The sequence below is a fragment of the Ensifer sp. 38_S197 genome (genome assembly GCF_056924495.1).
In genome coordinates this window covers 1,577,658-1,603,880 of record NZ_JBXOVZ010000001.1, presented here as the reverse complement: position 1 = coordinate 1,603,880, position 26,223 = coordinate 1,577,658, and the positions used below count along the sequence as shown (strand labels likewise).

The 26,223-nt window shown below is 63.6% G+C and carries 22 protein-coding genes; 13 read left to right on the top strand and 9 right to left on the bottom strand.

The window, feature by feature from the left end; all coding sequences use genetic code 11:
• Positions 1–8: 8 nt before the first annotated feature.
• Genes AC1Z3V_RS07505 through AC1Z3V_RS07495 form a run of 3 tightly spaced genes read left to right on the top strand, consistent with a single transcriptional unit; the run spans position 9 to position 4,005 of the window.
• Positions 9–1,472 (top strand): aldehyde dehydrogenase family protein, encoded by a 1,464-nt coding sequence (locus AC1Z3V_RS07505; RefSeq protein ID WP_483498141.1) that lies wholly within the window; start codon positions 9–11, stop codon positions 1,470–1,472.
• Positions 1,473–1,482: 10 nt separating this feature from the next.
• Positions 1,483–2,523 carry a tartrate dehydrogenase gene (locus tag AC1Z3V_RS07500; protein WP_483498140.1) on the top strand — a complete coding sequence of 347 codons (1,041 nt, stop codon included), beginning with the start codon at positions 1,483–1,485 and terminating at the stop codon, positions 2,521–2,523.
• Positions 2,524–2,547: 24 nt separating this feature from the next.
• Positions 2,548–4,005, top strand: coding sequence for an NAD-dependent succinate-semialdehyde dehydrogenase (locus AC1Z3V_RS07495; protein ID WP_483498139.1), 1,458 nt, complete (start codon positions 2,548–2,550; stop codon positions 4,003–4,005).
• Between the two features lie 106 nt (positions 4,006–4,111).
• Here AC1Z3V_RS07495 and AC1Z3V_RS07490 read toward each other — a convergent pair whose 3' ends face one another.
• A complete protein-coding gene (locus AC1Z3V_RS07490) occupies positions 4,112–5,386 on the bottom strand; it encodes an NAD(P)/FAD-dependent oxidoreductase (protein ID WP_483498138.1) in 1,275 nt (424 codons plus the stop codon).
• A gap of 16 nt (positions 5,387–5,402) precedes the next feature.
• Positions 5,403–6,071: a haloacid dehalogenase type II gene (locus tag AC1Z3V_RS07485; RefSeq protein ID WP_483498137.1), complete on the bottom strand. Its 669-nt coding sequence runs from the start codon at positions 6,069–6,071 to the stop codon at positions 5,403–5,405.
• A 325-nt stretch (positions 6,072–6,396) separates the two neighbouring features.
• Between AC1Z3V_RS07485 and AC1Z3V_RS07480 the strand changes: the two genes are divergently transcribed.
• The 7 genes from AC1Z3V_RS07480 to AC1Z3V_RS07450 all read left to right on the top strand — a co-directional run bounded on the left by AC1Z3V_RS07480 (position 6,397) and on the right by AC1Z3V_RS07450 (position 14,849).
• Positions 6,397–7,236 (top strand): GNAT family N-acetyltransferase, encoded by an 840-nt coding sequence (locus AC1Z3V_RS07480; RefSeq protein ID WP_483498136.1) that lies wholly within the window; start codon positions 6,397–6,399, stop codon positions 7,234–7,236.
• Between the two features lie 12 nt (positions 7,237–7,248).
• Entirely contained in the window at positions 7,249–8,625 is a 1,377-nt protein-coding gene (locus tag AC1Z3V_RS07475) for an aminotransferase class III-fold pyridoxal phosphate-dependent enzyme (RefSeq protein ID WP_483498135.1), read from the top strand.
• Positions 8,626–8,867: 242 nt separating this feature from the next.
• Positions 8,868–9,584, top strand: coding sequence for an HAD-IA family hydrolase (locus AC1Z3V_RS07470; protein ID WP_483498134.1), 717 nt, complete (start codon positions 8,868–8,870; stop codon positions 9,582–9,584).
• A 77-nt stretch (positions 9,585–9,661) separates the two neighbouring features.
• The gene (locus AC1Z3V_RS07465) at positions 9,662–11,272 is read left to right on the top strand and encodes an ABC transporter substrate-binding protein (protein WP_483498133.1); all 1,611 of its coding nucleotides are present in this window, start codon (positions 9,662–9,664) and stop codon (positions 11,270–11,272) included.
• A gap of 119 nt (positions 11,273–11,391) precedes the next feature.
• Entirely contained in the window at positions 11,392–12,342 is a 951-nt protein-coding gene (locus AC1Z3V_RS07460; RefSeq protein WP_483498132.1) for an ABC transporter permease, read from the top strand.
• Positions 12,343–12,344: 2 nt separating this feature from the next.
• Complete coding sequence (locus tag AC1Z3V_RS07455; protein WP_483498131.1) at positions 12,345–13,193, top strand: ABC transporter permease; 849 nt, start codon at positions 12,345–12,347, stop codon at positions 13,191–13,193.
• Positions 13,194–14,849, top strand: a complete 1,656-nt coding sequence (locus AC1Z3V_RS07450) for an ABC transporter ATP-binding protein (protein WP_483498130.1) — start codon at positions 13,194–13,196, stop codon at positions 14,847–14,849.
• A gap of 94 nt (positions 14,850–14,943) precedes the next feature.
• Here AC1Z3V_RS07450 and AC1Z3V_RS07445 read toward each other — a convergent pair whose 3' ends face one another.
• Positions 14,944–15,420, bottom strand: coding sequence for an Lrp/AsnC family transcriptional regulator (locus AC1Z3V_RS07445; protein WP_483498129.1), 477 nt, complete (start codon positions 15,418–15,420; stop codon positions 14,944–14,946).
• A 242-nt stretch (positions 15,421–15,662) separates the two neighbouring features.
• Between AC1Z3V_RS07445 and AC1Z3V_RS07440 the strand changes: the two genes are divergently transcribed.
• Positions 15,663–16,988 carry an NAD(P)/FAD-dependent oxidoreductase gene (locus AC1Z3V_RS07440; RefSeq protein WP_483498128.1) on the top strand — a complete coding sequence of 442 codons (1,326 nt, stop codon included), beginning with the start codon at positions 15,663–15,665 and terminating at the stop codon, positions 16,986–16,988.
• A 51-nt stretch (positions 16,989–17,039) separates the two neighbouring features.
• Positions 17,040–17,954: a LysR family transcriptional regulator gene (locus AC1Z3V_RS07435; RefSeq protein ID WP_483498127.1), complete on the top strand. Its 915-nt coding sequence runs from the start codon at positions 17,040–17,042 to the stop codon at positions 17,952–17,954.
• 10 nt (positions 17,955–17,964) lie between these two features.
• Here the strand turns inward: AC1Z3V_RS07435 and AC1Z3V_RS07430 are convergent, their stop codons facing one another.
• Genes AC1Z3V_RS07430 through AC1Z3V_RS07415 form a run of 4 tightly spaced genes read right to left on the bottom strand, consistent with a single transcriptional unit; the run spans position 17,965 to position 23,728 of the window.
• Positions 17,965–19,332: an FAD/NAD(P)-dependent oxidoreductase gene (locus AC1Z3V_RS07430; protein ID WP_483498126.1), complete on the bottom strand. Its 1,368-nt coding sequence runs from the start codon at positions 19,330–19,332 to the stop codon at positions 17,965–17,967.
• On the bottom strand, positions 19,329–19,652 hold the full coding sequence (locus AC1Z3V_RS07425; RefSeq protein WP_483498125.1) for a (2Fe-2S)-binding protein: 324 nt from the start codon (positions 19,650–19,652) through the stop codon (positions 19,329–19,331). The genes AC1Z3V_RS07430 and AC1Z3V_RS07425 overlap by 4 nt, the downstream gene beginning before the upstream one ends.
• Positions 19,649–21,637, bottom strand: coding sequence for a hydantoinase B/oxoprolinase family protein (locus tag AC1Z3V_RS07420; protein ID WP_483498124.1), 1,989 nt, complete (start codon positions 21,635–21,637; stop codon positions 19,649–19,651). The genes AC1Z3V_RS07425 and AC1Z3V_RS07420 overlap by 4 nt, the downstream gene beginning before the upstream one ends.
• A gap of 6 nt (positions 21,638–21,643) precedes the next feature.
• On the bottom strand, positions 21,644–23,728 hold the full coding sequence (locus AC1Z3V_RS07415; protein WP_483498123.1) for a hydantoinase/oxoprolinase family protein: 2,085 nt from the start codon (positions 23,726–23,728) through the stop codon (positions 21,644–21,646).
• Positions 23,729–23,939: 211 nt separating this feature from the next.
• On the opposite strand from AC1Z3V_RS07415, the gene AC1Z3V_RS07410 reads away from it, so the two are divergent.
• Positions 23,940–25,091, top strand: coding sequence for an NAD(P)/FAD-dependent oxidoreductase (locus AC1Z3V_RS07410; protein ID WP_483498122.1), 1,152 nt, complete (start codon positions 23,940–23,942; stop codon positions 25,089–25,091).
• 80 nt (positions 25,092–25,171) lie between these two features.
• On the opposite strand, the gene AC1Z3V_RS07405 is transcribed toward AC1Z3V_RS07410, so the two are convergent.
• Together AC1Z3V_RS07405 and AC1Z3V_RS07400 are read right to left on the bottom strand one after the other, a co-directional pair.
• A complete protein-coding gene (locus AC1Z3V_RS07405) occupies positions 25,172–25,318 on the bottom strand; it encodes a hypothetical protein (protein WP_483498121.1) in 147 nt (48 codons plus the stop codon).
• Positions 25,319–25,403: 85 nt separating this feature from the next.
• Positions 25,404–25,901, bottom strand: a complete 498-nt coding sequence (locus AC1Z3V_RS07400; RefSeq protein WP_483498120.1) for an alpha/beta hydrolase — start codon at positions 25,899–25,901, stop codon at positions 25,404–25,406.
• Positions 25,902–26,223: the final 322 nt, after the last annotated feature.

The window sequence follows — 26,223 nt, the reverse complement described above, 5'->3', positions numbered from 1 at the left end:
ACATCCCGATGAGCCTGAGTTTCGATCCTGACAGCCTCGCCCTGCCGGTGGGGCATTTCATCGGCGATCGCCTGCTGGCGGCCGAGGGCGTTATCGCGATGCACCGGCCGTCCGACGGCAGGCCCTACGCCGCCTGTCCGATTGCCGACGCCGATCTTGTCGACCAGGCCGTACTGACAGCGAAGACAGCCCTCAAGGAAAGCAACTGGGGCGGGATCCGCCCACGTGAGCGGCTGAAGGTTCTGCATCGCTGGGCGGACCTCATCGAACAGGACGCCGTAACGCTAGCAAGGCTGGAGGCGGTCTCCTCAACCCGTCCGGTCGGTCACCTGGTCCAAGGCGACATCGCCATTTCGGCAGAGCAGATCCGTTTCTTCGCCGAATTCGCCGACAAGGAAAGCAGCGACCTGGTGCCGACCGACGATGCCAGTCTCGGCATGATCATGACGGAACCCTACGGCGTCGTCGGCGCCATCACACCCTGGAACTTTCCGATCAACATGGCCGCATGGAAGCTTGGTCCGGCGCTCGCCGCCGGCAACGCGGTCGTGCTGAAGCCATCGGAGATGACGCCGTTCTCGACAATCCGGCTGGCAGAACTCGCCGTAAGCGCCGGCATTCCGGCCGGCCTGATCAGCGTCGTGCTCGGCGATGGCATGACCACCGGCAATGCCATCACAGGCCATCCGGACATCGCCAAGATCAGCTTCACCGGCTCCACCCGCGCCGGCTCCGCGATCATGGAGAACATCGCGCGCACCGGCATCAAGCCGATGACGCTGGAACTCGGCGGCAAGAGCCCGCAGATCGTCTTCGCTGATGCCGACATCAATCGGGCAGCGGCGGCAGTGACCGCGAGCATCACCAGCAATGCCGGCCAGGCCTGCGTCGCCGGATCGCGCCTGATCGTCGAGAAGAGTGTCGCGGCCCCGCTGATCGACGCCATCCTGGCGAAGATGAAGGGCGTCGTGCCGGGACCGACCTGGGATGCGGCGAGCCAGTATTCGCCGATCATCTCCGAAAGGCAGCGCCAGCGCATCGATGACATCGTCGCGGCCTCCGTCGCTGCAGGAGCCGAATGCCTGACGGGCGGCAGTCACATGGACGTGCCGGGATATTTCTACGCGCCGACGCTGGTCGCCCGCGTCGACCAGCGCTCTCCTGCCGTCATCGAGGAAATCTTCGGGCCGGTGCTGACGCTGCAGACCTTCGAGGACGAGGAAGAAGCCGTGAACCTTGCGGACCATCCGAGCTACGGACTGGCCGCCGGCCTCTTCACCAGCGATCTTTCCCGGGCCATCCGCCTCACCCGGCGGCTGCAGGCCGGCACCATCTGGGTCAACCGCTACGGCCGCTCGCGCGACCACATCCTCCCGACCGGAGGCTACAAGCAGTCCGGCATCGGCAAGGATCTCGGTCGGGAGGCCTTCCAGGCCAATCGAAAGAGCAAGAGCGTCTTGATCAGCCTCTGAGGACGAAACCATGAAGACACAGACGATAGCCCTGATCCCCGGCGACGGCATCGGCCGCGACATGACGGAAGCCGCTTGGTCCGTGTTGCAGAAGGCAGCCGCTTCGCACGGATTTGCCTTGAAGGGAACCGTATTCCCGTGGTCCTGCGCCTACTACAGGGAGACCGGCGCGATGATGCCGGCAGACGGCATCGACACCCTGCGCGGCTTTGACGCGATCCTGCTCGGCGCCGTCGGCTGGCCGGCGGAGGTTCCGGATTCCGTTTCGCTGCACGGCTTGCTGCTGCCGATCCGAAAGAGTTTCGCACAATACGCCAACATCCGTCCGCACCGCCTGCTGGCCGGCGTCGAAGGGCCGCTCAAGACGACCAGGTTCGACATTCTCTGCATCCGCGAGAACACCGAGGGCGAGTATTCCGGCGCCGGCGGCCGCATCCACCAGGGCTCGGCCGACGAAGTGGCCGTCGAGACGTCGATCTTCACCCGCAAGGGCGTCGAGCGCATCCTGCGCTTCGCCTTCGAACAGGCCCGGTCGCGGCGCCGCAAGCTCGCCTCGGTGACCAAGTCGAACGCCCAGAAATACTCGATGGTCTTCTGGGACGACGTCACGCGGCAGCTCGCGGCGGAATATCCCGATGTCGAGGTCACCAGCTATCACATCGACGCGATGGCGGCGCGCATGGTGATGGCGCCGGAAACGCTCGACGTGGTGGTCGCCTCCAACCTCTTCGGCGACATCCTGACCGATCTCGGCGCAGCCATCCAGGGCGGTCTCGGCTTTGCCGCCTCCGCCAACATCAATCCCGAGCGCAACGCCCCGTCGATGTTCGAGCCGGTGCACGGCTCGGCACCCGACATCGCGCATCTCGGGATCGCCAACCCCATCGCCACGGTCTGGTCCGGCGCCATGATGCTCGAGCACCTCGGCGAAAAGGATGCCGCCGGGGCCGTCATGAAGGCGATCGAGGCCACCACGGCGGCCGGCATCGGCACGGTTCCCGGCAAGGACCGGACGGACACCATCACCGCGGCGCTCCTTGCCGCACTGTAAAAATCGTACCCGAGGATCGGAAGCATGCGGAATTTGAAACTCCCCTCCCTGTTTCGGCAAGAAGGCTTGATCGGCGGCGCGTGGGTCGCAGCCCGATCGGGCAGGAGCGTCGACGTCACCGATCCTGCGAGCCAGGCGGTGATCGGCACCGTACCCGACATGGGGGGCGAGGAGACGCGTGCGGCGATCGGGGCCGCCGACAAGGCCTACCCGGCGTGGAAGAAGCGCACCCATGCCGAGCGCGCGGCGCTGCTCGAAGCCTGGTACGCACTGATGATCGAGCATATCGAAGATCTCGCGCTGATCCTGACGACCGAGCAGGGCAAGCCGCTCGACGAGGCGCGCGGCGAAATCCGCTACGGCGCCTCCTTCGTCAAGTGGTTCGCCGAAGAGGCGCGCCGCATCGGCGGCCAGACCATACCATCGCCGACGCCTGACCGCCGCATCATCGTGCTGAAGGAACCGGTGGGCGTCTGCGGTATCATCACGCCCTGGAATTTTCCGAACGCGATGATTACCCGCAAGATCGCACCAGCGCTCGCCGCCGGATGCACCGTCGTCGTGAAGCCTTCCGAGTTCACGCCCTATTCGGCCCTGGCGCTCGGCGTGCTGGCCGAGATGGCCGGCATTCCCGCCGGGGTCGTCAACATCGTCACGGGCATGCCGAAGGAAATCGGCAACGAGATCATGGCCAATACGACCGTGCGCAAGATCTCGTTCACCGGTTCGACGCCGGTCGGTTCGCTTTTGATGCGCGGCGCTGCCGACAGCGTCAAGCGGCTTTCCCTCGAACTCGGCGGCAACGCACCTTTCATCGTCTTCGACGACGCCGACATCGACCTCGCGATCGAGGGCGCAATCGTATCGAAGTTCCGCAACGGCGGTCAGACCTGCGTCTGCGCCAACCGCATCCTCGTTCAGGCGAGCGTCTACGATCGTTTCGCCGAAAAACTCACGGCGCGCGTCAACGCCATGAAGGTTGGCCCCGGCACGGAAGCCGGCGTTTCGATCGGTCCCATGATCAACGATGCGGCGATCGCCAAGATCAACCGTCATCTCGAGGACGCGCTCGCGAAGGGTGCCCGGATCGTCACCGCCAGGGGCGAACTGCCGGCAGGGCGGCAGTACACGGCCCCGGTCGTCCTGACCGGCGCCACCATCGACATGCAGCTTGCCAGCGAAGAGACCTTCGGGCCGGTCGCGCCGCTGTTCCGCTTCGAGACCGAAGAGGAGGCGATAGCCATTGCCAACGGCACGCCCTACGGGCTGGCGGCCTATTTCTATACGGAAAACCTCAAGCGGGCCTGGCGCGTCGGCGAGGCGCTCGAATTCGGCATGGTAGGGCTGAACACCGGCCTGATCTCGACCGAGGTCGCACCGTTCGGCGGCGTCAAGCAGTCGGGCCTCGGGAGAGAGGGATCACAGCTGGGGATCGACGAGTATCTCGAGGCCAAGACCTTTCATATCGGCGGCCTCACCTGATCCTGCCGCAGCACGCGGGCTACGAAAAAGGTGGGATTGCGATCGCAGCCCCACCTTTCTTGTTCCCGGCGACGATGACCAGTCCCCTGCGAAGCACGCTCCGCGGTTATTGGATCTTGTCGAGCATCCTGTAGTAGAGCCCGACCAGCGGCAGGAACCAGGGCTTGCCGAAATGACCCGGCACCGCCGGCCATTCGAGGCCCTTCACCGGATTTCGGTCAGGCCGACCGAGGATCGCGTCGGCAATCGCCATGCCGAGATGGGTCGAAAGCTGTGCGCCGTGCCCGGAATAGCCCATGGCGTACCATAGTCCGTCATGGTAGCCCGCCCGAGGGTAGCGATCCTTCGTGATATCCACGAGGCCACCCCAGCAATAGCCGATCTCGACATTCGACAGTTGCGGAAAGATGCGGCTGAGGCTGTCGCGAAGGATGGTGCCGCTCCTGGCATCCGAACGCTGGTCCGACGTCGCCGAGAACCGGGCCCGCCCCCCGAAGATCAGTCGGTTATCCGGCGACAGGCGCCAGTAGTTGCCGATGTTCATGCTGTTGACGCAGGTGCGATTGCCCGGCATCGTCGCGGCGATCTCCTGGTCGGTGAGCGGCCGCGTGGCGATGATGAAGCTGCCGACCGCCATGATCCGGCGGCGGAAGTAGCCGAAGTTCGGCGTCGTATAGGCACCGCTTGCCATCATGACGTTGTCAGCCGTCACGGTGCCCCTCGCGGTCTTCAATACATGCCGGGCGCCCGCCTTCGAAATGTCGATGACCGTCGCCTTCTCGGCAATGATCGCGCCGCGCCGCCTTGCCGCCTCGGCGAGGCCGACGACATAGCGCCCCATGTGCATCATCGCACTCTTCTTCGACAGCATGGCGCCGTGGAAGGGCGAACCGATTTCGCGTTTGAGATCATCGGGCGACAGCAGCGCCGTGTCCGGATCGACCTCCGCATGAACCGCCTCGAAATTCCTGGCCAGTCCCTCGAAATGCTGCGGCTTCGATGCGAGCTTGAGCTTGCCGGCACGGCGAAAGTCGCAGTCGATACCTTCCTCGGCGATGATCGCCTCCAGCGTGTCGATCGAATCGTCGAGTGCCTTGTAGAGAGCGATCGCCCGCTCCTTGCCGAGTTCACGCTTGGCGGCAAGATAGCTATGGGCCAGGCCGTTGTTCAGATGTCCGCCGTTGCGACCGGAAGCCCCGAAGCCGACCGTCTCGGCCTCCAGCACGATAACTTTCGCGCCGGCCATGGCGAGCTGCCGCGCCGCGCCGAGCCCGGTAAAGCCGCCGCCGACCACGGCAACGTCGTAATGACCTTCGATCGGACCCGAGACGGCGCTCGCAAAACGGGGCGCGGTGTCGTGCCAGTAGGAGACGTATTTCATCGGCTTCGGCCTTTCCTCAGAGACCGACGACGCCCGGCAGGCCAGAAATGTCGGAGATTTCCTCATAGCCATAGAAGGGATTGGCCGGCTCGTGACCACGATTGACCCAGACCTTGTTCTTTATGCCGAGGTCGTGGGCGGACATCAGATCGTAGCGGAAGGACGAGGAGCAATGCAGGATGTCCTCCGGACCACAGCCAAGCATGTCGAACATGTATTCGAAGGCCTGGAAGCGCGGCTTGTAGGCGTTGGCCTGCTCGGCCGTGTAGACGGCATGGAAAGGGGCGCCGAGTTTGGCGACGTTGGAGGGAATCTGGTCGTTCATCGCATTGGACAGGATGACGAGCGGGATTTCCTTGGCAACCTTGGCCAGACCCGCCGGAACGTCCGCATGGGGACCCCAGGTCGGTACCCGCTCATAGACCATCCTGGCATCTTCGTCCTTGAAGGCGACGCCGTTTCGCTTGCAGGTCCGCTCCAGCGAATTGTGGACGACGTCGGCATAGGGTTTCCAATCCCCCATGATCTCGTCCAGCCGGTAGGCCGCGAAGTTCTTGATGAACTGCAGCATGCGCGGCTCGTCGAGACGATCACCGTAGAGGTCGCGGGCAGCTTCGGCCATCTGGAAATTGATGAGCGTTCCGTGGCAATCGAAGGTGATGTATTTCGGGCGGAAGGTAGTCATGCGCTTCGTCCTTGCGTGATGGCCCATCGAGCCTTTCGGGTGAGAACACGATCATAAGACCGCTTCCGGCATCAGAGCCGACTGATTTGCCGGAATCCGAAGCAGAAAGTTCCGTATCGTGCCGCCGCTTTGGCATTTGGTTGCAGACGGCGGCCGACGTGGCCGGCGATGTGGCGGCTCGTCCCGGCGCCTGATCGCCGACGCACGGCATAAGATGCGGAACCATGCCGTCGCTTTGGCGAAAGATACCGCCACCAGCACCGCCTTCGGATAATCGTCCGGCTCTTTCACCTCGAAACTCTGGGCAGAAACGGAGAGCACTGTCATGCACGTCGGGGACATCGAAACCAGATCTTTCGCCATCGAGCACCTGGATGATGCCGTCGACCTGTCGCGCCAGGCCGGCTGGCCGCACCGCTTGCAGGATTGGCAGACCATGCTTGATCTCAGCCAGGGCGTCGTCGCTGTGAACGAGACCGGCAAGGTGGTCGGCACGGCTCTCATGACGCCCTACGGCAATGACTGTGCCGCGATCAACATGGTGATCGTCGATGCGCGCATGCGTGGCCGGGGCGTCGGCCGCCATCTGATGGACGCGGCGCTCAGCCTCGCCGGCGAACGGTCCCTTCGCCTCGTCGCCACGGTCGAGGGCCTGCCTCTCTATGAGAAACTGGGGTTCCGGGAAACCGGCGCCATCCTGCAACACCAGGGCATCGTCGGCGACGTGGCGGCGCCCGAGGGTACGCAAACCGCGACCCCCGGGGATCTCGCCGCGATCATCGCGCTCGACCGCGAAGCCTTCGGCGCCGACCGTTCGGCACTGATCGCAAGGCTGGCCGAAATCGGCGAGTTCGCCGTCCTGGGCCGCGATGCCAGGATCGCCGGCTTCGCCTGCATCCGGGCTTTCGGTCGCGGCGAGGTCGTCGGGCCGGTCGTCGCCACAGGCATCGACGACGCCAAGGCGCTTATCGCGCATTTCATGAGCCGCCGCACCGGTGCCTTTCTCAGGGTCGACACCGGCGCCGGCACCGGCCTCGCCCCCTGGCTCATCGACTGCTCTCTCGCTCATGTCGGCGGTGGCGTCGCCATGGCGCGCGCCCTGCCCGCCCGCCCTGCCGAATCGACTGTTCATACCTTTGCCCTGGCCAACCAGGCCCTCGGCTGATCCGGAGACACCATGTTCAGCAATTCCCTCATCGAACTCGATCGCGCCCATCTCGTTCATCCCGTCGCCTCCTATCGCGTCCATGAACAGCAGGGGGTACGCGTTCTCGCTTCCGCCAGGGGTGCAACCGTCACCGACGCACAAGGACGCCAACTGGTGGACGGCTTCGCCGGCCTCTGGTGTGTCAACGCCGGCTACGGCCATGACACGATTGTCGAGGCGGCGGCACGCCAGATGCGCGAGCTTCCCTACGCGACCGCCTACTTTGGCTTGGGCTCCGAGCCGGCCATCCGGCTTGCTGCCGAACTTGCCGAACGCGCCCCTGGCGATCTTGACCATGTCTACTTCACGCTCGGCGGCTCGGATGCCGTCGACAGCACCATTCGTTTCATCCGCTACTATTGGATCGCCAAAGGCCAGCCCCAGCGCGACCAGTTCATCTCGATCGAACAGGGCTACCATGGCTCGTCGACGGTCGGTGCCGGCCTCACGGCGCTGCCGAGCTTCCATGCCGGTTTCGGTATTCCCTTCGAGTGGCAGCATAAGATCCCCTCGCCCTACCCCTACCGCAACCCGGCAGGCGAGGATCCGCAGGCGATCATCGACGCGTCGCTCGCCGCGCTGAAAGAAAAGGTCGAGGCAATCGGCGCCGATCGCGTCGCTGCCTTCTACGCCGAGCCTATCCAGGGGTCGGGTGGCGTAATCGTTCCACCCAAGGGTTGGATGAAGGCCATGCGCAACCTTTGCAGGGAATACGGCATCCTTTTCGTCGCCGACGAGGTGATCACCGGTTTCGGCCGAACCGGCCCGCTGTTTGCTTGCACCGAGGACGACATCGTCCCGGATTTCATGACCACGGCCAAGGGCCTGACCTCCGGCTATGTTCCCATGGGCGCCGTATTCATGGCCGATCATGTCTATCAGGTGATCGCCGACGGCGCAGGCGCATCCGCAGTCGGGCACGGCTATACCTATTCGGCTCACCCGGTCAGTGCCGCCGTCGGTCTCGAGGTGCTCAGGCTTTATGAGGGCGGCCTATTGGAAAACGGCATCAGGGCCGGCGCCCGTCTGATGGCCGGCCTGGAAAGCCTGAAGGCCCATCCGCTGGTCGGTGATGTCCGGGGCCGCGGCATGCTGGCGGCGATCGAACTCGTCACCGACAAAGCCGCCAAGACGCCGCTTCCGGCGGACGCCGCGCCGGCTCGCCGCGTCTTCGATCGCGCCTGGGACAACGGCCTCATCATCCGCGCCTTCGCCAACGGCGTGATGGGGTACGCGCCTCCGCTGTGCTGCTCGGATGACGATATCGATGCGATTATCGAGCGTACGGCAAAGACGCTGGACCAGACCTTGGAGGATCCCGATGTCCGTCGCGCCATCAAGAGCTGAGCCGTTTGAGGCCCCAGCTGGCCGAAATATCGCAGCGGCCCGAAATTTCGGAATTATGTGCCGTAGCGCCCGGGCAATTCGGCGCAAACGGTTCGGGCCAAGTGGCACTATCGTAGCCAATAAAGGCCTCAAACCCCGGGAAATCCGGGGATCTTCTTGAAAATACGCCGAGGCCGGGGACAGCATATTCTTCCGCCGGGCTGCCGTTGCGCATCACCTGCGACTTAACTGGGGATATGGAATTGATAAAATCTCTGCCGGAATTCAAGTACATGACCTTCGACGTGGTCGGCACGCTTATCGATTTCGAGGGCGGTCTCAAGTCCTGCCTGCAGGAGATCGCCACGGAAGCCGGCGTCGAGATCAACGGCGAAGAGGCGCTCTCGCTCTATCGCGCCGCACGGTATTGCGACGACGCCGATCTCTTTCCCGACGATCTGGTGCGCGTCTATCTGGCCATCGCGCCGCAGCTCGGCTTGCCGGCTGAAGAGGCCTATGGCATTCGCCTGCGCGATTCCGCCAAAACCTGGAAGGCCTTTCCCGACAGTGTCGAGGCGATGGCGGAGCTTGCAAGGAACTATCGCCTGATTGCCATGACCAATGCCCGTCGCTGGGCCTTCGAGCACTTCTCGAACGCGCTCGGCAATCCCTTCTATGCCGCGCTCACCGCTGACGACACCGGCACGGAAAAGCCGGACCCCGCCTTCTTTCATCAGGTCTTCGACTTCGTTTCGCGTGAAGGCGCGAGCAAGGACGACATCCTGCACGTGGCCCAGAGCCAGTATCACGACATCGGCGTTTCCCGTGATCTCGGCATGACCAATTGCTGGATCCAGCGGCGCCACGCGCAGCCGGGCTATGGCGGCACCATCGAACCGGCCGAGTTCACCAGGCCTGACTATCATTTCATGTCGATGGCCGGACTGGTCGAGGCTGTACAGACAGCACACGGAAACTGACGGGATTCAGGATTTTCTAGCATCGGGCCAAACCACGGAAGATGGGTCGCCCGCCAACCAGCAAAAAGGGGAATGAAATGAACGACAAGATCACGAACTGGACCGCATCTGACGATGCCATGGTCGAGAATGCCATTCGCCGGGGCGCGACCCGCCGCGAGCTGCTGACGATGTTGTTGGCGGGGGGCGTTGCGCTTTCAGCGGGCGGCCTCGTGCTGGGGCGCGCGACCAACGCAGTGGCTGCCACCCCCAAATCGGGCGGGAACCTGAAGGCGGCAGGCTGGTCGTCGTCCACCGCCGACACGCTCGACCCGGCCAAGGCGTCGCTGTCGACTGACTACGTCCGTTGCTGCGCACTCTACAATCGCCTGACGTTCCTCGATCAGGGCGGCACCGTGCAGATGGAACTCGCCGAAAGTATCAAGAGCGCCGACGCCAAGGTCTGGACCGTCAAGCTCCGTTCCGGGGTCACCTTCCACGACGGCAAATCCCTGTCGTCGAACGACGTCGTCTTCTCGCTCAAGCGGCATCTGGATCCGGCCGTCGGCTCCAAGGTCAATGCGATTGCCAAGCAGATCACCGACGTCAAGGCTCTCGACCCGCTCACGGTGGAAATCACGCTTGCCAATCCGAACGCCGACCTGCCGACCATCCTGGCCATGCACCACTTCATGATCGTCGCGGACGGCACGACTGACTTTTCCAAGGGCATCGGCACCGGCGCGTTCAAGATGGAAACGTTCGAGCCTGGCGTCAAATCGATCTTCAGCAAGAATCCCAACTACTTCAAGGCCGGCGGCCCGCATGTCGACTCGTTCGAGTTCTTTGCCATCACCGACGACAATGCGCGCGTCAACGCCCTACTTTCCGGCGACATCCATCTGGCTGCCTCGATCAAGCCACGCTCGATGAAGCTGGTGGAAAGTCAGCCCGGCTTTGCATTGTCGCAGACGACGTCGGGCAACTATACCGACCTGAACGTCCGCCTCGACCTCGCCCCAGGCGACAAGGCCGATTTCGTCATGGGCATGAAGCATCTGATCAACCGCCAGCAGATCCAGAAATCCGTGCTGCGCGGTCTGGCGGAGATCGCCAACGACCAGCCGGTCCCTCCGGCCAGCATCTATCACAATGCGGAACTCAAGCCGAAAGTCTTTGACCCGGAAAAAGCGAAGTTCCATTTCCAGAAGTCCGGCCTGCTCGGCCAGTCGATCCCGATGATCACTTCGGAGGCGCCGACGTCGGCGGTGGAAATGGCGACGATCGTCCAGCAGTCTGGCGCCGAGATCGGCATGAACTTCGACGTGCAGCGCGTTCCTTCCGACGGTTACTGGTCGAACTACTGGCTCAAGTCACCGGTTCACTTCGGCAACATCAACCCGAGGCCGACGCCGGACATCCTGTTCTCGCTTCTCTACGCCTCCAACGCACCGTGGAATGAAAGCCAGTACAAGTCGGAAAAATTCGATAAGATGCTGGTGGAAGCGCGTGGTCTTCTCGACGAAGCCAAGCGAAAGGAAATCTACGGCCAGATGCAGGTCATGATTTCCGAGGAAGCCGGCACCGTCATCCCGGTCTTCATCTCGAACGTGGATGCGATCTCGGCGAACCTGAAGGGCCTCGAAGCCAATCCGCTTGGCGGCATGATGGGCTACGCGTTTGCCGAATACGTCTGGCTTGACGCCTGAGGCTGATCGTCGGCGGCAGGGGATGTCTTTCCTGTCGCCGAAGCGACGCCTGACAGCACCTTCCGCCTTGTCCGCGGATGTTGCCGGCGATTTCCAATTCTTCAGGCAGGGAAACCATATTGCGCACTTATGTCCTCGGACTCATCGCCAACAGGCTCGGTAGTTCCGCCCTGACGCTGCTGATCGTCTCCTTCGCGGTTTTCTTCGCCACGGCAATGCTGCCCGGCGACACCGCAACGATCCTGCTTGGCCAGGCCGCGACACCGGAAGCTGTAGCCGGCCTCAGGGCCGCAATGCATCTCGACGAGCCTGCTTTTATGCGTTTTGCGCGATGGCTGCTCGGCCTGCTGCAGGGAGATCTGGGAACGTCCTATGTCAACAATGTCCCCGTCGCGGAGCTAATCGGCACGCGCTTCGTCAACACGATGCGTCTTGCAGGCATCACGACCTTTTTTGCCGTGCCGCTGTCGCTTGCTCTCGGGATCACCGCTGCCATGTTTCGCGGCTCCGTCTACGACCGTGTCGTGACCGTGCTGACGATCGGCATCATTTCGGTTCCCGAATTCATGATCGCCACCTCGGCGGTGCTGCTGTTTTCCGTCTATCTCAAATGGCTGCCGGCGCTGTCTTTCGCCAGTGACGCGACGTCCTTCGCACAGGTCCTGAAGATCTATGCCATGCCGGTCATCACCCTGACCTTCGTCGTCTCCGCCCAGATGATCCGCATGACCCGCGCCGCCGTCATCGACACGATCAACACGCCCTACGTGGAGGCGGCGATCCTCAAGGGCGCATCACGCTGGCGGGCGGTCCTGCTGCATGCCCTGCCGAACGCGGTCGGCCCGATCGCCAATGCGATCGCACTGTCCCTCTCCTACCTGGTCGGTGGCGTCATCATCGTCGAGACGATCTTCAACTATCCAGGCATTGCGAAGCTCATGGTCGACGGCGTCTCCACGCGTGATCTGCCACTGATCCAGTCCTGCGCCATCATCTTCTGTGTCGGCTATCTCACGCTCATCACCTTCGCCGACATCGTTGCAATCCTGGCCAATCCGAGGGTGCGTTGACCATGACCATGACCACATCCACCGCCCTGTCACGCAGACCGAGCTATCGGTTCAGTTGGGTTGGAATGATCGGCCTTTCGATCATTCTCTTTTGGGCGGTCGTCGCCCTCCTGGCACCCCATATCGTCCCCTATCCAGTCGGCGAAATCGTCGACGAGGATTATTTCGGCCCGATGAGCGACACGCTCCTGCTCGGTTCCGACTATCTGGGCCGTGACATGCTGTCGCGCATCATCATGGGCTCCCGCTATACCGTCGGCATCTCGCTTGCCGCCGTCTGCCTCGCCTGTTTCAGCGGCGCAGCGCTCGGCATGGCGGCCGCTGTCATCGGCGGCTGGTTCGATACGGTGCTAAGCCGGCTGCTCGATGCGCTCAACTCCATTCCGAGCAAGCTTTCCGGTCTGGTGATCGCCGCCGCCGTGGGTTCTTCGCTGGGCGTTCTGGTTGCCATGCTGGCGGTGATCTATACGCCCGGCGCCTATCGTTTCGCCCGATCGCTGGCCGTCAACGTCAACACGATGGACTACATTACCGTCGCCCGCACGCGTGGCGAGGGCATCTTCTACATCGTCTTTTCGGAAATCCTGCCGAACATCATCGGCCCGCTGCTCGCCGATTTCGGTATCCGCTTCGTCTTCATCGTTCTGCTTCTCTCCGGGCTTTCCTTCCTCGGCCTCGGCGTGCAGCCGCCCTATGCGGATTGGGGCGCGCTGGTTCACGAGAATATCGGCGGTCTGCCGTTTGGCGCACCTGCCGTGATCATCCCCTCGCTGGCGATTGCGAGCCTCACAATCAGCGTCAACCTGCTGATCGACAATCTGCCGAAAAAGATCCGCGATCGGAGCGCCTGAATGGAAAATCTCGTTGAAATCCGCGACCTGAAGGTGGAGGCGACCACAGACGCCGGACGCCGCCTCGAGATCATCAAGGGTATCGATCTCGACATAGCACCTGGCGAGATCGTCGCCCTGATCGGGGAAAGCGGATCGGGGAAGACGACGATCGCCTTGACGATCATGGGCTATGCCCGCCCGGGATGCAGGATATCGGGCGGCAGCGTCACTGTCGCCGGCAAGAACATGGTGGCGCTGAGCGAGCGCCAGCGCGCGCAGGTCCGCGGCCTGGAGGTCTCCTATGTGCCGCAGTCGGCCGCTGCCGCTTTCAATCCCTCCAAGCGCCTCATCGACCAGGTTGTCGAGGTCACCCGTATCCACCGCCTGATGCCGCTGGCCCAAGCCAGGGAGAAGGCCATATCACTGTTCAGGGCGCTGTCGCTGCCGGATCCCGAAGGAATCGGCAACCGCTATCCCCACCAGGTTTCCGGCGGCCAGTTGCAACGCCTCGCCGCGGCGATGGCCCTGATTGCCGATCCGAAGCTCGTCATCTTCGACGAGCCGACCACCGCGCTCGACGTGACGACCCAGATCGAGGTGCTGCGCGCTTTCAAGGCGGTGATGAAGAAAAGCGGCATCGCAGGCGTCTATGTATCGCACGATCTCGCAGTCGTGGCCCAGATCGCGGACCGCATCGTCGTGCTGCGCGGTGGCGAGGTCCAGGAGGTCGGGGATACCGCCGCCATCTTGTCAAACGCCAGGCATCCCTACACGCGCGAACTGCTTTCGGCCTTTGAACCCAAGGCTCGCGGCGAAAGCGTCCTTGCCGTGGCGGAAAGCAGGCCGCTCCTCCAGGTGAGCGGTCTGATCGCCGGCTACGGCCCGACCCAGGCTGACGGTCTGCCGCTCGTCAAAGCCGTGCAGGAAGCAAGTCTTTCCCTGGAGAAAGGCCGGAACCTCGGAATTATCGGCGAATCCGGTTGCGGCAAGTCCACGCTTGCGCGCTCGATTGCCGGGATCCTGCCTGCATCGGCGGGAAAACTGACCCTCGACGGACGCGAACTCGCCCGATCCGCCCGGCAAAGAAGCCGGGAACAGCTGCGCGAGTTGCAGATCGTCTTTCAACATGCGGACACTTCGCTCAATCCTGCCAAGTCGATCGAGGAGATCCTCGGTCGTCCGCTCAAGTTCTACCATCGCATGAAGGGCAAGGCCCGGGATGCGCGGATCGACGAACTGCTGGACATGGTTCGCCTGCCGAAGTCCCTTCGCAGCCGCACGCCGGCCGAGCTCTCAGGCGGACAGAAGCAGCGGGTCAACTTCGCGCGGGCTCTCGCCGCTGAGCCGAAGCTGATCGTCTGCGACGAGATCACCTCAGCCCTCGACACGGTCGTGGCAGCCGCCGTCATCGATCTGCTGAAGGAGATGCAGCGGGAACTTTCGCTGTCCTACATCTTCATCAGCCACGATCTCTCGGTCGTCGAAGCCATCTGCGACGAGATCGTCGTGATGTACAACGGTCGCAAGGTCGAGGAAATCACGCCCGCACGTTCGAAGGTTCCGCAGCATCCCTATTCGCAACTGCTGTTCTCATCCGTTCCGAAGCTCGACCCCAGCTGGCTCGACAGCCTGGAACGCGACCCCGAACTCGTCAAAACCTATGTGCATGGGTGAGCGGGTATCCGCGCCTTGCAACAGATGACGCGTCCGCGCAGGCAGAACATCAGACAACATCTTCGGCCGACGCGGCAGGCCACGCAGCCGCCCGCTATACCATGAACAGACTGGTGAGCGGCATGTGCGCCTTGACGATGGGCGACTTCAGGACGACGAAGCTGAAATACTTGTCGATACCGATGTCCATATCGGTCAGCCGCTCCATGATCGTCTGATATTCGCCGATGCCGGCGGTGACGAATTTGAGCATGTAGTCATAACCGCCCGACACCAGGTGACACTCGATCACCTGATCGACTTTTTCGACCGCCGCAAGAAAGCGCGCGAAGTCGATCTGCCGGTGATTTTTCAGTGTGACCTCGGTGAAGACGGTCAGTGTCTGGCCAAGCTTGCCGATATTGATCTGGGCGGAATACCCTTCAATGTAACCCTCATGCTGGAGCTTCTTGACGCGCATCAGGCAGGGGCTGGGCGACAGATTGACCAGTTCGGCGAGCTCGACATTGGTGATGCGGCCGTTCTTTTGAAGTTCGTAGAGGATCTTGATGTCGATACGGTCGAGCTTCACGTGCTGACACCTCCTGCGGCCGCCGGTGGCTTGTAGCATTTTATGCCGCAAATTTTCCGGATCGGACTTTAACACTCTGGCTTTTCTTGTCTATTTCATTCTGCGCAAGAACGACCGGCACAATAAGCTGGATCATCGGCCACCAGCGGAATCTTGTGCTGTCCCGCGGGCGTGTGCGGCAACCTCCGCGCGGCCGCCACCACTATGCTGAAGCATGGTCACGACCCAGGAGATTGAAATTCATGCCAGCACCGCTCGCGCTCGTGGAAACCGACGCCGGATTGCCGCAGGCTGCGGATGCGGTCATTATCGGCGCCGGTATCGTCGGCGTCTTCGCCGCCTATTACCTGGCCAGGCGAGGCCTGAAGGTGGCGCTCGTCGAGAAGGGCCGCGTGGGTGCCGAGCAGTCGAGCCGCAACTGGGGCTGGTGCCGCCAGCAAAACCGTGACGCGCGCGAGCTTCCGATGGCGACCAAGAGCCTGGACCTCTGGGAGCGCTTCGCCGCCGAGAGCGGCGAGGATACGGGCTTCCGTCGTTGCGGCCTGCTCTATCTGAGCGACAATGAGGAAGAGTTGGCTGGCTGGGCCCGTTGGAGGGACTTTGCCCGCACGATGGGGGTCACCACCTGCATGCTCGACAGCACCGAGGCCAGCGCGCGCGGCAAGGCGACCGGCCGCACCTGGAAGGGCGGCGTGTTCTCGCCGACGGACGGTACCGCCGATCCGGCCAATGCCGCACCGGCGGTGGCCCGGGCCATTGCGAAGCTAGGCGGCACGGTGCACCAGAACTGCGCCGCACGCGGCATCGAACTGGAAGGCGGCAGGCTTTCGGCAGTCGTGACGGAGCATGGCACGATCAGAACAAAGATCGCCGTCCTCGCCGGCGGGGCCTGGGCCTCGTCCTTCTGCCGCCAGCTTGGCATCCGTTTTCCACAGGCCTCGGTCCGCTCCTCGATCCTGTCGGTCGAACCGGGCCCGGGCGATCTGCCCGATGCCCTTCACACGGCCCGTGTTTCGGTGACCAGGAGGGGTGACGGTGGCCACACATTGGCCATCAGCGGGCGCGGGCGGGTCGATCCCACGGCCCAGAACATGCGCTTCGCCGGCCAGTTCCTGCCGATGTTCATGCGCCGCTGGCGCAGCCTGTCGCCGGGAGGCCTCGAGGGCATCCGCAGCGGCCACGAAAGCCTGGCCGGCTGGCGCCTCGACCGCCCGACGCCGATGGAGCAGATGCGCATCCTCGATCCGGCCGTCGACCGCAGAACGGTCAGGCTGACGCATCAGCGCGCCATCGAACTCCTGCCCTCGATCGGCGAGCGCCGTATCACTGCAAGCTGGGCCGGGTACATCGATTCAACCCCCGACGGGGTGCCGGCCATCGGCGAGGTGGCAACCGTTCCGGGCTTCATTCTGGCCGCCGGCTTCAGCGGCCATGGTTTCGGCATCGGCCCCGGCGCCGGTCATCTGATCGCCGACATCGTCACCGCTGCCGCCCCGATCGTCGATCCGGAGCCCTACCATCCCAAGCGTTTCCAAGCATCCGCCTGGGGCAAAGTGGCGGACTTCTGATTTCCGGGTCGATACAATAGGCGCTGCCATCGAGAACCATAGGACGTCCGAATGCAGGCACGGCAACTCGAGGTCTTTTGCATGCTCATGCGGAACGGGACGGTGACCGGCGCCGCTGCCATGCTCAACATATCGCAGCCGGCGCTCAGCCAAATCCTGCTGCATGCCGAAGACCAGCTTGGTTTCAAACTGTTCAACCGAGTCCGCGGCAAACTGATCCCTACCCGGGAGGCCGAAGAGCTCTATCCGGAATGCGAGCGGATCTTTTCCGAACTCAGCGCGCTGCGCAGGCACACCACGGATATGCGTTTCGGCCGTACCGGGCTGATCCGGGTGGCGGCTTCGGCGCCGCCGGCGATGTCGATCGTGCCGAGGGCGCTCCTCTCGTTTCGCGCGTCCCATCCCGATATCGTCGTGCGTTCCCTGATCGCCCCGCTGGTCAATATCGTCGACATGATCCGCGACGGCGACGCGCCGCTCGGCCTCGTGATGAACAACAAGCCTCGCACGGGCATCGATGTGGAGACACTCGGGTATACCGACCTGGTCTGCATCATCCCCGAACGACATCCGCTGGCCGAACTGCAGCAGATCTCCTTTGCCGACCTCCAGAACGAGACGTTGATATCGTACCGCGCTGGCACCTTGCCCGGGCGACTGCTGGTCGCCGCGGCAGCCGCGGAGAAGCAGATATTCAACCCGGCAATCGAAATCGACATCTCCATCACCGCCCTTCCCTTCGTGCGTGACGGCTTTGGCGTGGCGATCGTCGACGGCCTCCTGCCGTGGGAGCAGTTTCCCGGTCTCGTCCGCCGGCCGCTCCAGCAGAAGATTTCCGTCCCGATCGCCTTGCTGACGAGCCGAGACCGCCCGCTGACGGGAAGCCATCTCGCCATGCGCGATGACCTTCGTGCGGCCTGCGTTGCGGTCCTGAATGCAGAAAATTCGATGCCGAAGGCGCCCTGACGCTACCCGGTCAGGCATCGCGAACCCATGAGCCGATCGGCAATGGCCTCACCGGTGCCTGTTCGCGCAACCGTCCTGCGTCGCAGACTTTGATCCCCGCCTTGCCGGCAATCAACTCGGCGCCGGCGAGCTGGCAGTAGCGCCCCTGGCAGCGCCCCATTCCAACACGAGCGAGCGACTTGACCCGGTTCGCTTCACCGCCGCCATAGGTGACGCTCTCGCGCAACTGGCCGGCCGTAATGCCTTCGCAACGGCAGACGATCGTCTCGTCCGGTACGGCGCGGACGGCTTCGCCCGGCCAGGGAAAGGCACGTGCCATGGCGCGGGAAAAGCGCTCACAACGATCCAGCCGGCGCAGGTCGGCCGCCACGTCCGGCAACGCCAGGCCCATGTCCGCAAGACACGCTGCCGCCGCTAGCCGCCCTGCGACTTCTGCCCCGTCCGCGCCCAGGATCCGCAACCCGTCGCCGGCCAGATAGAGCCCTTCGGCGGCACGGCCCATCCGGTCGGTGCGCGGCAGCCATTGCGCCCAGTTCCCGTCATAGTCGAATGTGCAGCCCGCCAGGCCGGCAAGCTGCGTTTCGGCGCGCAGGTGCCACCCGAGCCCGACCATGTCGCATTCTGTGAAATGCGTTCTGCCGCGCGCGTCCCGCCAGCGCATGCCGACCGGCTCGCGCTCGTCCGTCTCGATACCGTCAAGCCTGACACCGGCGTGATAGAGCCGGCCGAGTTTCGCGCGCATGAGAAGGCCGCGCAGAACCAGGCCGGGCCGCACCATCATGCCTGGTAGCCCGGCCATCTGGTCGCCGAGCGAGGATGTGTCAAGGATTGCAGCGATTTCCGCGCCGGCCTTGAGCAACTGGGTTGCGACCAGTGTCAGAAGTGGGCCGGATCCGGCCAGCACGATCCGGCGGCCGAGCGCGATACCCTGGGTCTTTAGAGCGATCTGCGTGGCCCCGAGGCTGTAGACACCGGGCGCCTGCCAGCCGGGAACTGGCGCCAACCGATCCATGGCACCGGTCGCGAGTATGAGGCGGTCGTAGCTGAAGTCCCTGCGGCCGCCGGAGGCTAACGCCTGCAGGAGATTGCCGGCAATCGCCAGCACCGAGCTCTGTGGGTAATAGTCGATCTCGCCAGCGGCGACCATGCGGTCGAACAGCGTGTGAAGGGTGACAGCCTTGCGGGCTTCGGATCCGTAGAGCTTGTCGGGCGGCCGTGTAAACCCTTCCGGTGGCCTACGATAGATCTGGCCCCCGGCCTTCATGCCCTCGTCGATTACCACCGGCCGGATTCCGGCATTCACCAGCGTTTCGGCGGCGCGGATGCCGGCCGGACCGGCACCGACAATCACAACAGTTTCCGCTCCGGGCACCATCATTGCCAATCCTCAGGCGGCGCGGTCCGCAGTTGCATACCATCGGCGATCAGCGTCGAACAGGCGCGAAGCCGCTCCCCGTCCTCCTGCCAGAGCCAGCAGTCCTGGCAGGCTCCCATCAGACAGAAGCCCGCCCGCCGCTCCGGTCCGAATTCCGACTGCCGGACCGCAGGCGCCGAAACCAGCACGGCGGTCAGCACCGTATCGCCGGCGAGCGCCTCGCAATAGGCACCGTCCAGCCAGAACCGGACCTGCAGCCTCCCCTGTTCGGCAAGGCGCACTATTCGCCCTGCCTGCCGGGCGCCCTGCGGTACGGATGTCACTCGGCAGCCTCTTTTCTGTCGCGCGCAGGCTCGGGCATGTCCCTGAAGCGCGCACGGACATCCGCAAAAGCGGCTGCCACGCCTTCGGCTCCTACACGCCCCTTCATGCAGCGGAAGATTTCCGTCTTGGTGAAGAAGCGCCAGTGGATGGGCAGCCCCTGCAGAATGTCCGTCAACAGGTCGTAGGCTGCCGGTGTCCATTGCGCCTCGTAGCCCTCGCGCTCAGGACCATAGTGAAAGTGAGCGGAAGATACTGCGCGGGCCGCCCTGAGTTTTTCGGTTTCCGCCTCGTCCACCGCGCCGTTTCGGATGACCACCGCGTAGTCGCGTTCCGCGGCCTCTGGTGAGACGTAGCCGCGCGCGACGTCCTGCGCCACGCGCCAGGTCTCGCGCTCGATCGGATTGCCGCGCCCGCCGCCACCGGCGGAGCGGATTTCCAGGACGTCGCCGGGCTGCAGGATCGCGGTGTCGATGTTGCCGAGACGCCGGTAGTCGTCACGGCCGGAATTGAGGACCATGTCCGACAGGCCAGCAGCCTTGCCGCCCAGCGTGCCCCAGGGACGGAAGAAGCTGCGGTCGCGGTTGCGGGCGGTGATGCGGCTGCCGGGCGAAAAGACCCGAAAGGCCATTTCGGTGGCAAGGCCGCCCCGCCAGCGCCCGGCGCCGCCGCTGTCCCTGGCGAGCCCATATTTAACGAACTCGATCGGCACTTCCGTCTCGGTGATCTCGATCGGCGTGTTCTTGAGATAGGCCGCATCGGCGCCGGAGCCGTTGGTCCCATCGCGATGCGGCATGCCGCCGCCACCGCCGACCACCGGATTGACGGCAGCGATCACTGTGCGGCCGTTCCGTTCATCCGTGGTCATCACGTTGACGATGCAGTTGTTGCCCGCGGGCGCTGCCGGCAGCTTTTCCGGCACGGCCTGGTTGAAGGCGCCGAAGATGACCGAACGCAGGCGGGCGCAGGTCAACGAACGCATGCCGACGGCGGCCGGTGCGACCGGGTTCAGCACGCTGCCTTTCGGCGTGATGCAGGTGAAGGGCCGCGTCAGCCCGGTGTTCAGGAGGATCTTCGGGTTCAACGTGTAGAGCACGTAGTAGACGCCGACCAGAAGCATGGTGTGGCGCGGGTCACCGCCCGAGGGAACGTTGAGCGAAGAGCCGAGCTGCGGGTCCGAACCGGTGAAATCGAGGAGCGCCTCATCGCCGCGGATCGTCAGCGTCAGCTTCAGTCGGCACGGGTTGGCTTCGACGGAATCCTCGTCGGCATAGTCGACGAATTCCCAGGTTCCGTCCGGCATGGACCGCAGCAGAGCGCGCGCCTGCGCTTCCGCGTGGTCGAGCAGGACTTCGGTGCCTTCCAGGAAGGTCTCCTTGCCGAATTTCTCGACCATGGCGAGGATCTTCCGCTCCCCTGTATTCAGGGCACCTACCAGGGCCTTCATGTCGCCGATGTTGAGATCGGGTTTGCGGACATTGGTGGACATGATCTTCAGGATGTCTTCATCGAAAACCCCTTCGTTGACCAGCTTCATGGGCGGGAAGCGGATACCTTCCTGATGGATCTCGGTCAGTGCCCGCGACAGCGAGGCCGGCACGGCGCCGCCCATGTCGGTGTTATGGATATGGCCGCCCGTCCAGGCGATGATCTCGCCCTCGTGGAACACCGGCTTCCACAGATGCGTGTCCGGCGCATGCGTCGCGACGAAGCAGGAATAGGGATCGTTCGTGAAAGCGACATCCCCGGGCTTGTAGTTGTCGATCATCTCGATTGCCCGGGTGTAGGTCAGCCCGGGATACCAGGTTGCGCCCAGCCCCATCGGTACGCCAAAGGTCTCGCCCTTGCGGTTGATCAGCATGACCGTGAAGTCTTCCGTCTCCTTGACGAAGGCGGAATGCGCCGTCCGCTGCAACGTATAGGCCATGTTCTCGGCGGCAGCCCGCGTATGGTTGGCGAACACCTGAAGGTTCAAAGGATCGAACATGGGCTGTTACTCCGAGAAGGTAAGGTGCAGGTTGAGGTGACGGTCGACTTCGACATGCGTGCCGGTCGGGATTGCAAAGGTCGTATCTTCCTGGGCAACGACCGCGGGTCCGGCAAAGCGGCTGCCGGGTCGCAGACGTTCGCGCCGGTAGAGGCCGATCCATTCGAAGGACTCACCTGTAAAGACCGGGATCTCACGCTCCGGCTCCGCCGTCTTGCCGCCTTCGCCGGTATCGACCGGGAATTCCAGCGCCGGCCCGGCGCCGATTGCCGAAAGGCGCAGGTTGACGATCTCTATCGCTCCGTCCGGATCATGGAAGTCGTAGAGCCGGGCGTGCATGGCGTGGAAGGCTTCTTCGATCGAGCCAAGCTTGTTCTCGGCGATCCAGGCCGCCTGGATCGGCACTTCGATCTCGAAGCTCTGGCCGACATAACGCATGTCGGCAGAGACATTCAGCGTCGCGGCGCCGGCATGGCCCTGCCTGGCGAGCCAGCCGCGCCCCTCCGCCGCAAGCGACTCCAGCGCCTCGCGCAATTGCGGTGCCGCGGCGTCGGAGAGATGGGTAAACACCGTGCGGATGAAGTCGCCGCGCAGGTCGGCCACGAGGCCGCCGAGCGCCGAGACGACGCCGGGCCGCGGCGGGCCGATGACCCTGGCCATCTTGAACTCGCGGGCAAGGAATCCCCCGAGCATCGGTCCGCCGCCGCCGAACGGCATCAGCGTGAATTCCCTGAGATCGACGCCGGCTCGTGAGGCCAGCTTCTCGACTTCCACGAACATTTCCGAGATGGCGATATCGAGGATGGCCTGGGCGGCTTCCTCTGCCGTGCGGCCGATCTTTTCCGCCAGCAGCGTGACCGCCGCGCGGGCCAGGCCGACATCGATCTGCAGCTGTCCATAGGCCATCTGGCTGTGGCCGAGCCACCCGCAGACGGCCATGGCGTCGGTGACCGTGGCTTCCATGCCACCGCGCCCGTAGCAGGCAGGTCCCGGTGTCGAGCCCGCCGATTCCGGTCCGACCCTCATGACGCCCTGCGCATCGACGCTGGCGATCGACCCCCCGCCGATGCCGATCGAACTCACCGAGACGGACGGAATGTGCAGAGGGAATTCGCCGATCAGTTCGCCGGTGCCGAACTGTGGCTCGCCATCGATGATCAGCGCGAAGTCGGCCGAGGTGCCGCCAATGTCGAGGGTCAGGATATGCTTCTCGCCGGCCCGGCGGGCGAGCCAGGCCGCGCCGATCACGCCCGAGGCAGTGCCCGAGAGCAGCATCTGCACGCAGGACCGCTTGCCCTCGTCGGCATTCATAACGCCGCCGTTCGACTTTGTGAGCAGCGCCGGCGCCGTCACGCCCCGCGAGAGCAACTTTTCCTCGAGCGCCGCCAGATAGCCGGAAACGCGCGGATGCACGTAACCGTTCAGAATAGCCGTGGTAGTCCGCTCGTATTCGCGGATAACCGGCCAGACCTCGCAGGAAGTGAAGACGAAGAGCTCGGGAGCGATCCGGGCGATTTCCTGCTTGACCGCCGCCTCATGGGCACCGTTGCGCCAGGAGTGCAGGAACGAGACAACGATGCCGGCAGCGCCGCCGGCCTTCGCCTTTGCGACGGCCGCTGCGACCGCTTCCAGATTGGGTGCCTCCACCTCGCTGCCGTCCGCCCGCAGGCGAGCTGGGATCCCGAAGACCATGTCGCGCGCGACAAGCTGGTCCGGCCGGGAGCAAAAAAGCGAGTAGACGTCGGGCATTCTCAGGCGCGCCAACTCGATCACGTCCTCAAAGCCCGCATTGGTCAGCAGTGCGAGCGTTACACCGCGCCGCTGGATGACAGTGTTGATGCCGACGGTGGTGCCGTGGACGAAGCGGGTGACAGTTGCGGGGTCGAGACCCTCCCTCTCACCGAGCAGGGTGAGGCCCGTCATCAGTTCGGCGCCCGGATCATCCGGGGTCGTCAGAACCTTCAACGAGGCGATCCGACCCGAACGGGTCTCCAAAGCGCAGAAATCGATGAACGTTCCGCCGATATCGACGCCAATCTTCCAGTCCTGTTGGCCGAGTTCGCTCGTGGCGGACGCTGACATACTGACCATTCCGGTTCCCTTTCTCCGTGATGCCGGAAAGCTGGCACGAATGGCACGGCAGGGTCCAAGATCGAAACGGGCAGCAGCCATAAGGTCGACTTATGCAGATCGGATCCGGCCATCCCATAGGCTTGACTTATGGACGAGGCAAAACCTCGACTTTGACTTCTTCCCGTCGGATCGCGCAGGCTGGAAATCAATTCAGCAACGCGGGGAACCGATGGACGCGATCGTTCTGGGCGGCGGCCTGATGGGGGCCGCTTCCGCATATTTTCTCGCCCGGCGCGGCGTGCGGGTGACGCTACTTGAACGCAACCGGGTCGGCAGCGGGGCGACGGTCGCATCCTTCGGAAACATCCGCCGCAGCGGCCGCCATATCCCCCAGCTCGGCCTCGCGGGCCGTTCGCTGGCGCTGTGGGGAGAGGCGTCGAAGATGCTGGGCCGGGACGTGGAGTTTCGTGCCACCGGCCACCTGAGGCTGATCTTCAGCCAGGCCGGCCTTAACGAGATGCGCGCCTTTGCCGAGGCAGCCAGGCCGTGGGGCGTCGATCTCGAGGAGCTAGGGCCGACCGAGATCCGCAGCCGCTTTCCGGGCCTTGGCCCTGAAGCGATCGCGGCGTCCTTTTCCCCAAAGGACGGGAGCGGCAATCCCCGCCTGATCGCGCCCGCCTTCGCCGACGCCGCAAGGCGTCTGGGGGCGGAGATCGTCGAGGAAGCGGACGTGACGGCGATCAGGAGGTCTGCCTCCGGCTTCAGGATCGAGACCTCCAGGGGAGCGTACGCTGCGCAGACAATGCTCAACACGGCGGGAGCCTGGGGCGCGCGCATTGCCGCCCAGTTCGGCGAGAATGTCCCGATCGTCGCCAAAGGTCCGCAGATGGGGGTGACGGAACCGCTTCCCTATCGCATCTTGCCGGTCGTCGGAGTGTGGGCGCATGACCATGGCGGCGGCTACCTGCGCCAGGTCGAACGCGGCAACATCGTCTTTGGCGGCGGGGCGGAGAGGACCGACGTCTCGCTGGACAGCGGACATGCCAAGGCGGATCCGGCGCGTCTGCCCGGACAACTGCGGGCCTTGCTGCCGATCCTGCCGGCCCTCTCCAATGTCGCCGTGATCCGGACCTGGTCTGGTTGCGAGGGCTATGTGGGCGACGGTCTTCCGGTGATGGGGCCCTCCGCCACGACACCGGGCCTATTCCATGCCTTCGGCTTCTGCGGCCATGGTTTCCAGCTTGGCCCGGGCGTCGGCGACGTAATGGCAGAGGTGATGACCACCGGCGGTACCGACATCTTTCTCGACGATTTCAGGATCAATCGATTTGAGGCTTTTCCGGGGATCGCTGACCGGCCTCGGGGTTCCGCGCTGCTCTGAGATGACCCGCCGCGATCAGCATCGCCGTGGCCGATTCGGGGTCAATCTGACGAATGCCGCGGGTCTATAGGGGGCCGCATTTAACCGGATTCATCCAAGGCTGCATATGCGAATTCGGCCGTTTCCGCCGCCCAGGTGACAGACATGCCGAATTGCTCGACGACCGCACGATCGAAATCACGTTCGCACACCACAACGGCGACGAGGCCATATTCAAGGGCAAACACGAGACTTCTTCATCAGCCTGCTCGAGCCCGATCCGGTGGCTGCTGGGCACTTGCGGGATTGAGTCCGAAGAACGGCCGTGGTTGATCACATCGCGCGTTCGATGAAGGCCGCAATATCTTTCCTTAAATCCGATCCAGGATTTGCGATGTCAGCACTATAAAAGTCATGCGGCTTGGCAGCATAGGTTTGCGAGCAGCTTGGCACGGCGTCGTTCCAAGTATCATCCGGCCTATTCGGATCGCATTCTCCCCAAATCACCAAGGTCGGTATATGGAGCGGATATACTTCGAAGCGCAGCCTCGTCGAAGAAATGCAGATCAGAGCTTGCAAGTTCAAACCCGCCTTGACGGCATGCCATAAAGCGGTCCCACCGGCGCTGAAACCTATCCCGAGGCAGGAAGGGCCCTCTTCACGAAGGCTCTGGACGGCCCGCTCTAAACCATCGCCCTTAAAAAGATGGTTGTGAAGCTCCTCTCCGCTCAGATCCGGGCGTCCACTGACGTCAGCCAGTTGCAGATTTCGGTGTTCGAAGCGAACAAGCGTTTCAAATACCTTTGGACAACCACGAATGTCTCCAACCACCAACAAATCTCGTATCCTGGGCATTGATCAAACCTGGGCTCGTCAGGGCGGTAGCTTTGCACCGCTAGAATGCTTGCGATACCTAAGATGGCCATTTCAGTCGATACATTGTGCGACCCTGGCAGCACAGCACGAGAACCAGCAAGAAACCTTCGGTGCGACAGTCGCTTAGACAACGCCCATGAACGCTGAGTTCGGAATTTTCTAACTCCGCTCAGGTGCATATCTGCCAGCCGCCGCCTTTGCAGGCTTCTCATCGTCCGCTCCAGCAGGCGGTGCATTTCGATGCGAGTGAGTGCATCCAAAGCGCCGAAGTGCCTCA

Excerpts from the sequence above, each read along its gene's own strand:
- AC1Z3V_RS07435 (WP_483498127.1), top strand. The coding sequence starts at position 17,040 with ATGCAGGCACGGCAACTCGAGGTCTTTTGCATGCTCATGCGGAACGGG.
- AC1Z3V_RS07430 (WP_483498126.1), bottom strand. The coding sequence starts at position 19,332 with ATGATGGTGCCCGGAGCGGAAACTGTTGTGATTGTCGGTGCCGGTCCG.
- AC1Z3V_RS07475 (WP_483498135.1), top strand. The coding sequence starts at position 7,249 with ATGTTCAGCAATTCCCTCATCGAACTCGATCGCGCCCATCTCGTTCAT.
- AC1Z3V_RS07485 (WP_483498137.1), bottom strand. The coding sequence starts at position 6,071 with ATGACTACCTTCCGCCCGAAATACATCACCTTCGATTGCCACGGAACG.
- AC1Z3V_RS07500 (WP_483498140.1), top strand. The coding sequence starts at position 1,483 with ATGAAGACACAGACGATAGCCCTGATCCCCGGCGACGGCATCGGCCGC.
- AC1Z3V_RS07420 (WP_483498124.1), bottom strand. The coding sequence starts at position 21,637 with ATGTTCGATCCTTTGAACCTTCAGGTGTTCGCCAACCATACGCGGGCT.
- AC1Z3V_RS07465 (WP_483498133.1), top strand. The coding sequence starts at position 9,662 with ATGAACGACAAGATCACGAACTGGACCGCATCTGACGATGCCATGGTC.
- AC1Z3V_RS07415 (WP_483498123.1), bottom strand. The coding sequence starts at position 23,728 with ATGGTCAGTATGTCAGCGTCCGCCACGAGCGAACTCGGCCAACAGGAC.
- AC1Z3V_RS07455 (WP_483498131.1), top strand. The coding sequence starts at position 12,345 with ATGACCATGACCACATCCACCGCCCTGTCACGCAGACCGAGCTATCGG.
- AC1Z3V_RS07495 (WP_483498139.1), top strand. The coding sequence starts at position 2,548 with ATGCGGAATTTGAAACTCCCCTCCCTGTTTCGGCAAGAAGGCTTGATC.
- AC1Z3V_RS07480 (WP_483498136.1), top strand. The coding sequence starts at position 6,397 with ATGCACGTCGGGGACATCGAAACCAGATCTTTCGCCATCGAGCACCTG.
- AC1Z3V_RS07490 (WP_483498138.1), bottom strand. The coding sequence starts at position 5,386 with ATGAAATACGTCTCCTACTGGCACGACACCGCGCCCCGTTTTGCGAGC.
- AC1Z3V_RS07450 (WP_483498130.1), top strand. The coding sequence starts at position 13,194 with ATGGAAAATCTCGTTGAAATCCGCGACCTGAAGGTGGAGGCGACCACA.
- AC1Z3V_RS07440 (WP_483498128.1), top strand. The coding sequence starts at position 15,663 with ATGCCAGCACCGCTCGCGCTCGTGGAAACCGACGCCGGATTGCCGCAG.
- AC1Z3V_RS07410 (WP_483498122.1), top strand. The coding sequence starts at position 23,940 with ATGGACGCGATCGTTCTGGGCGGCGGCCTGATGGGGGCCGCTTCCGCA.
- AC1Z3V_RS07505 (WP_483498141.1), top strand. The coding sequence starts at position 9 with ATGAGCCTGAGTTTCGATCCTGACAGCCTCGCCCTGCCGGTGGGGCAT.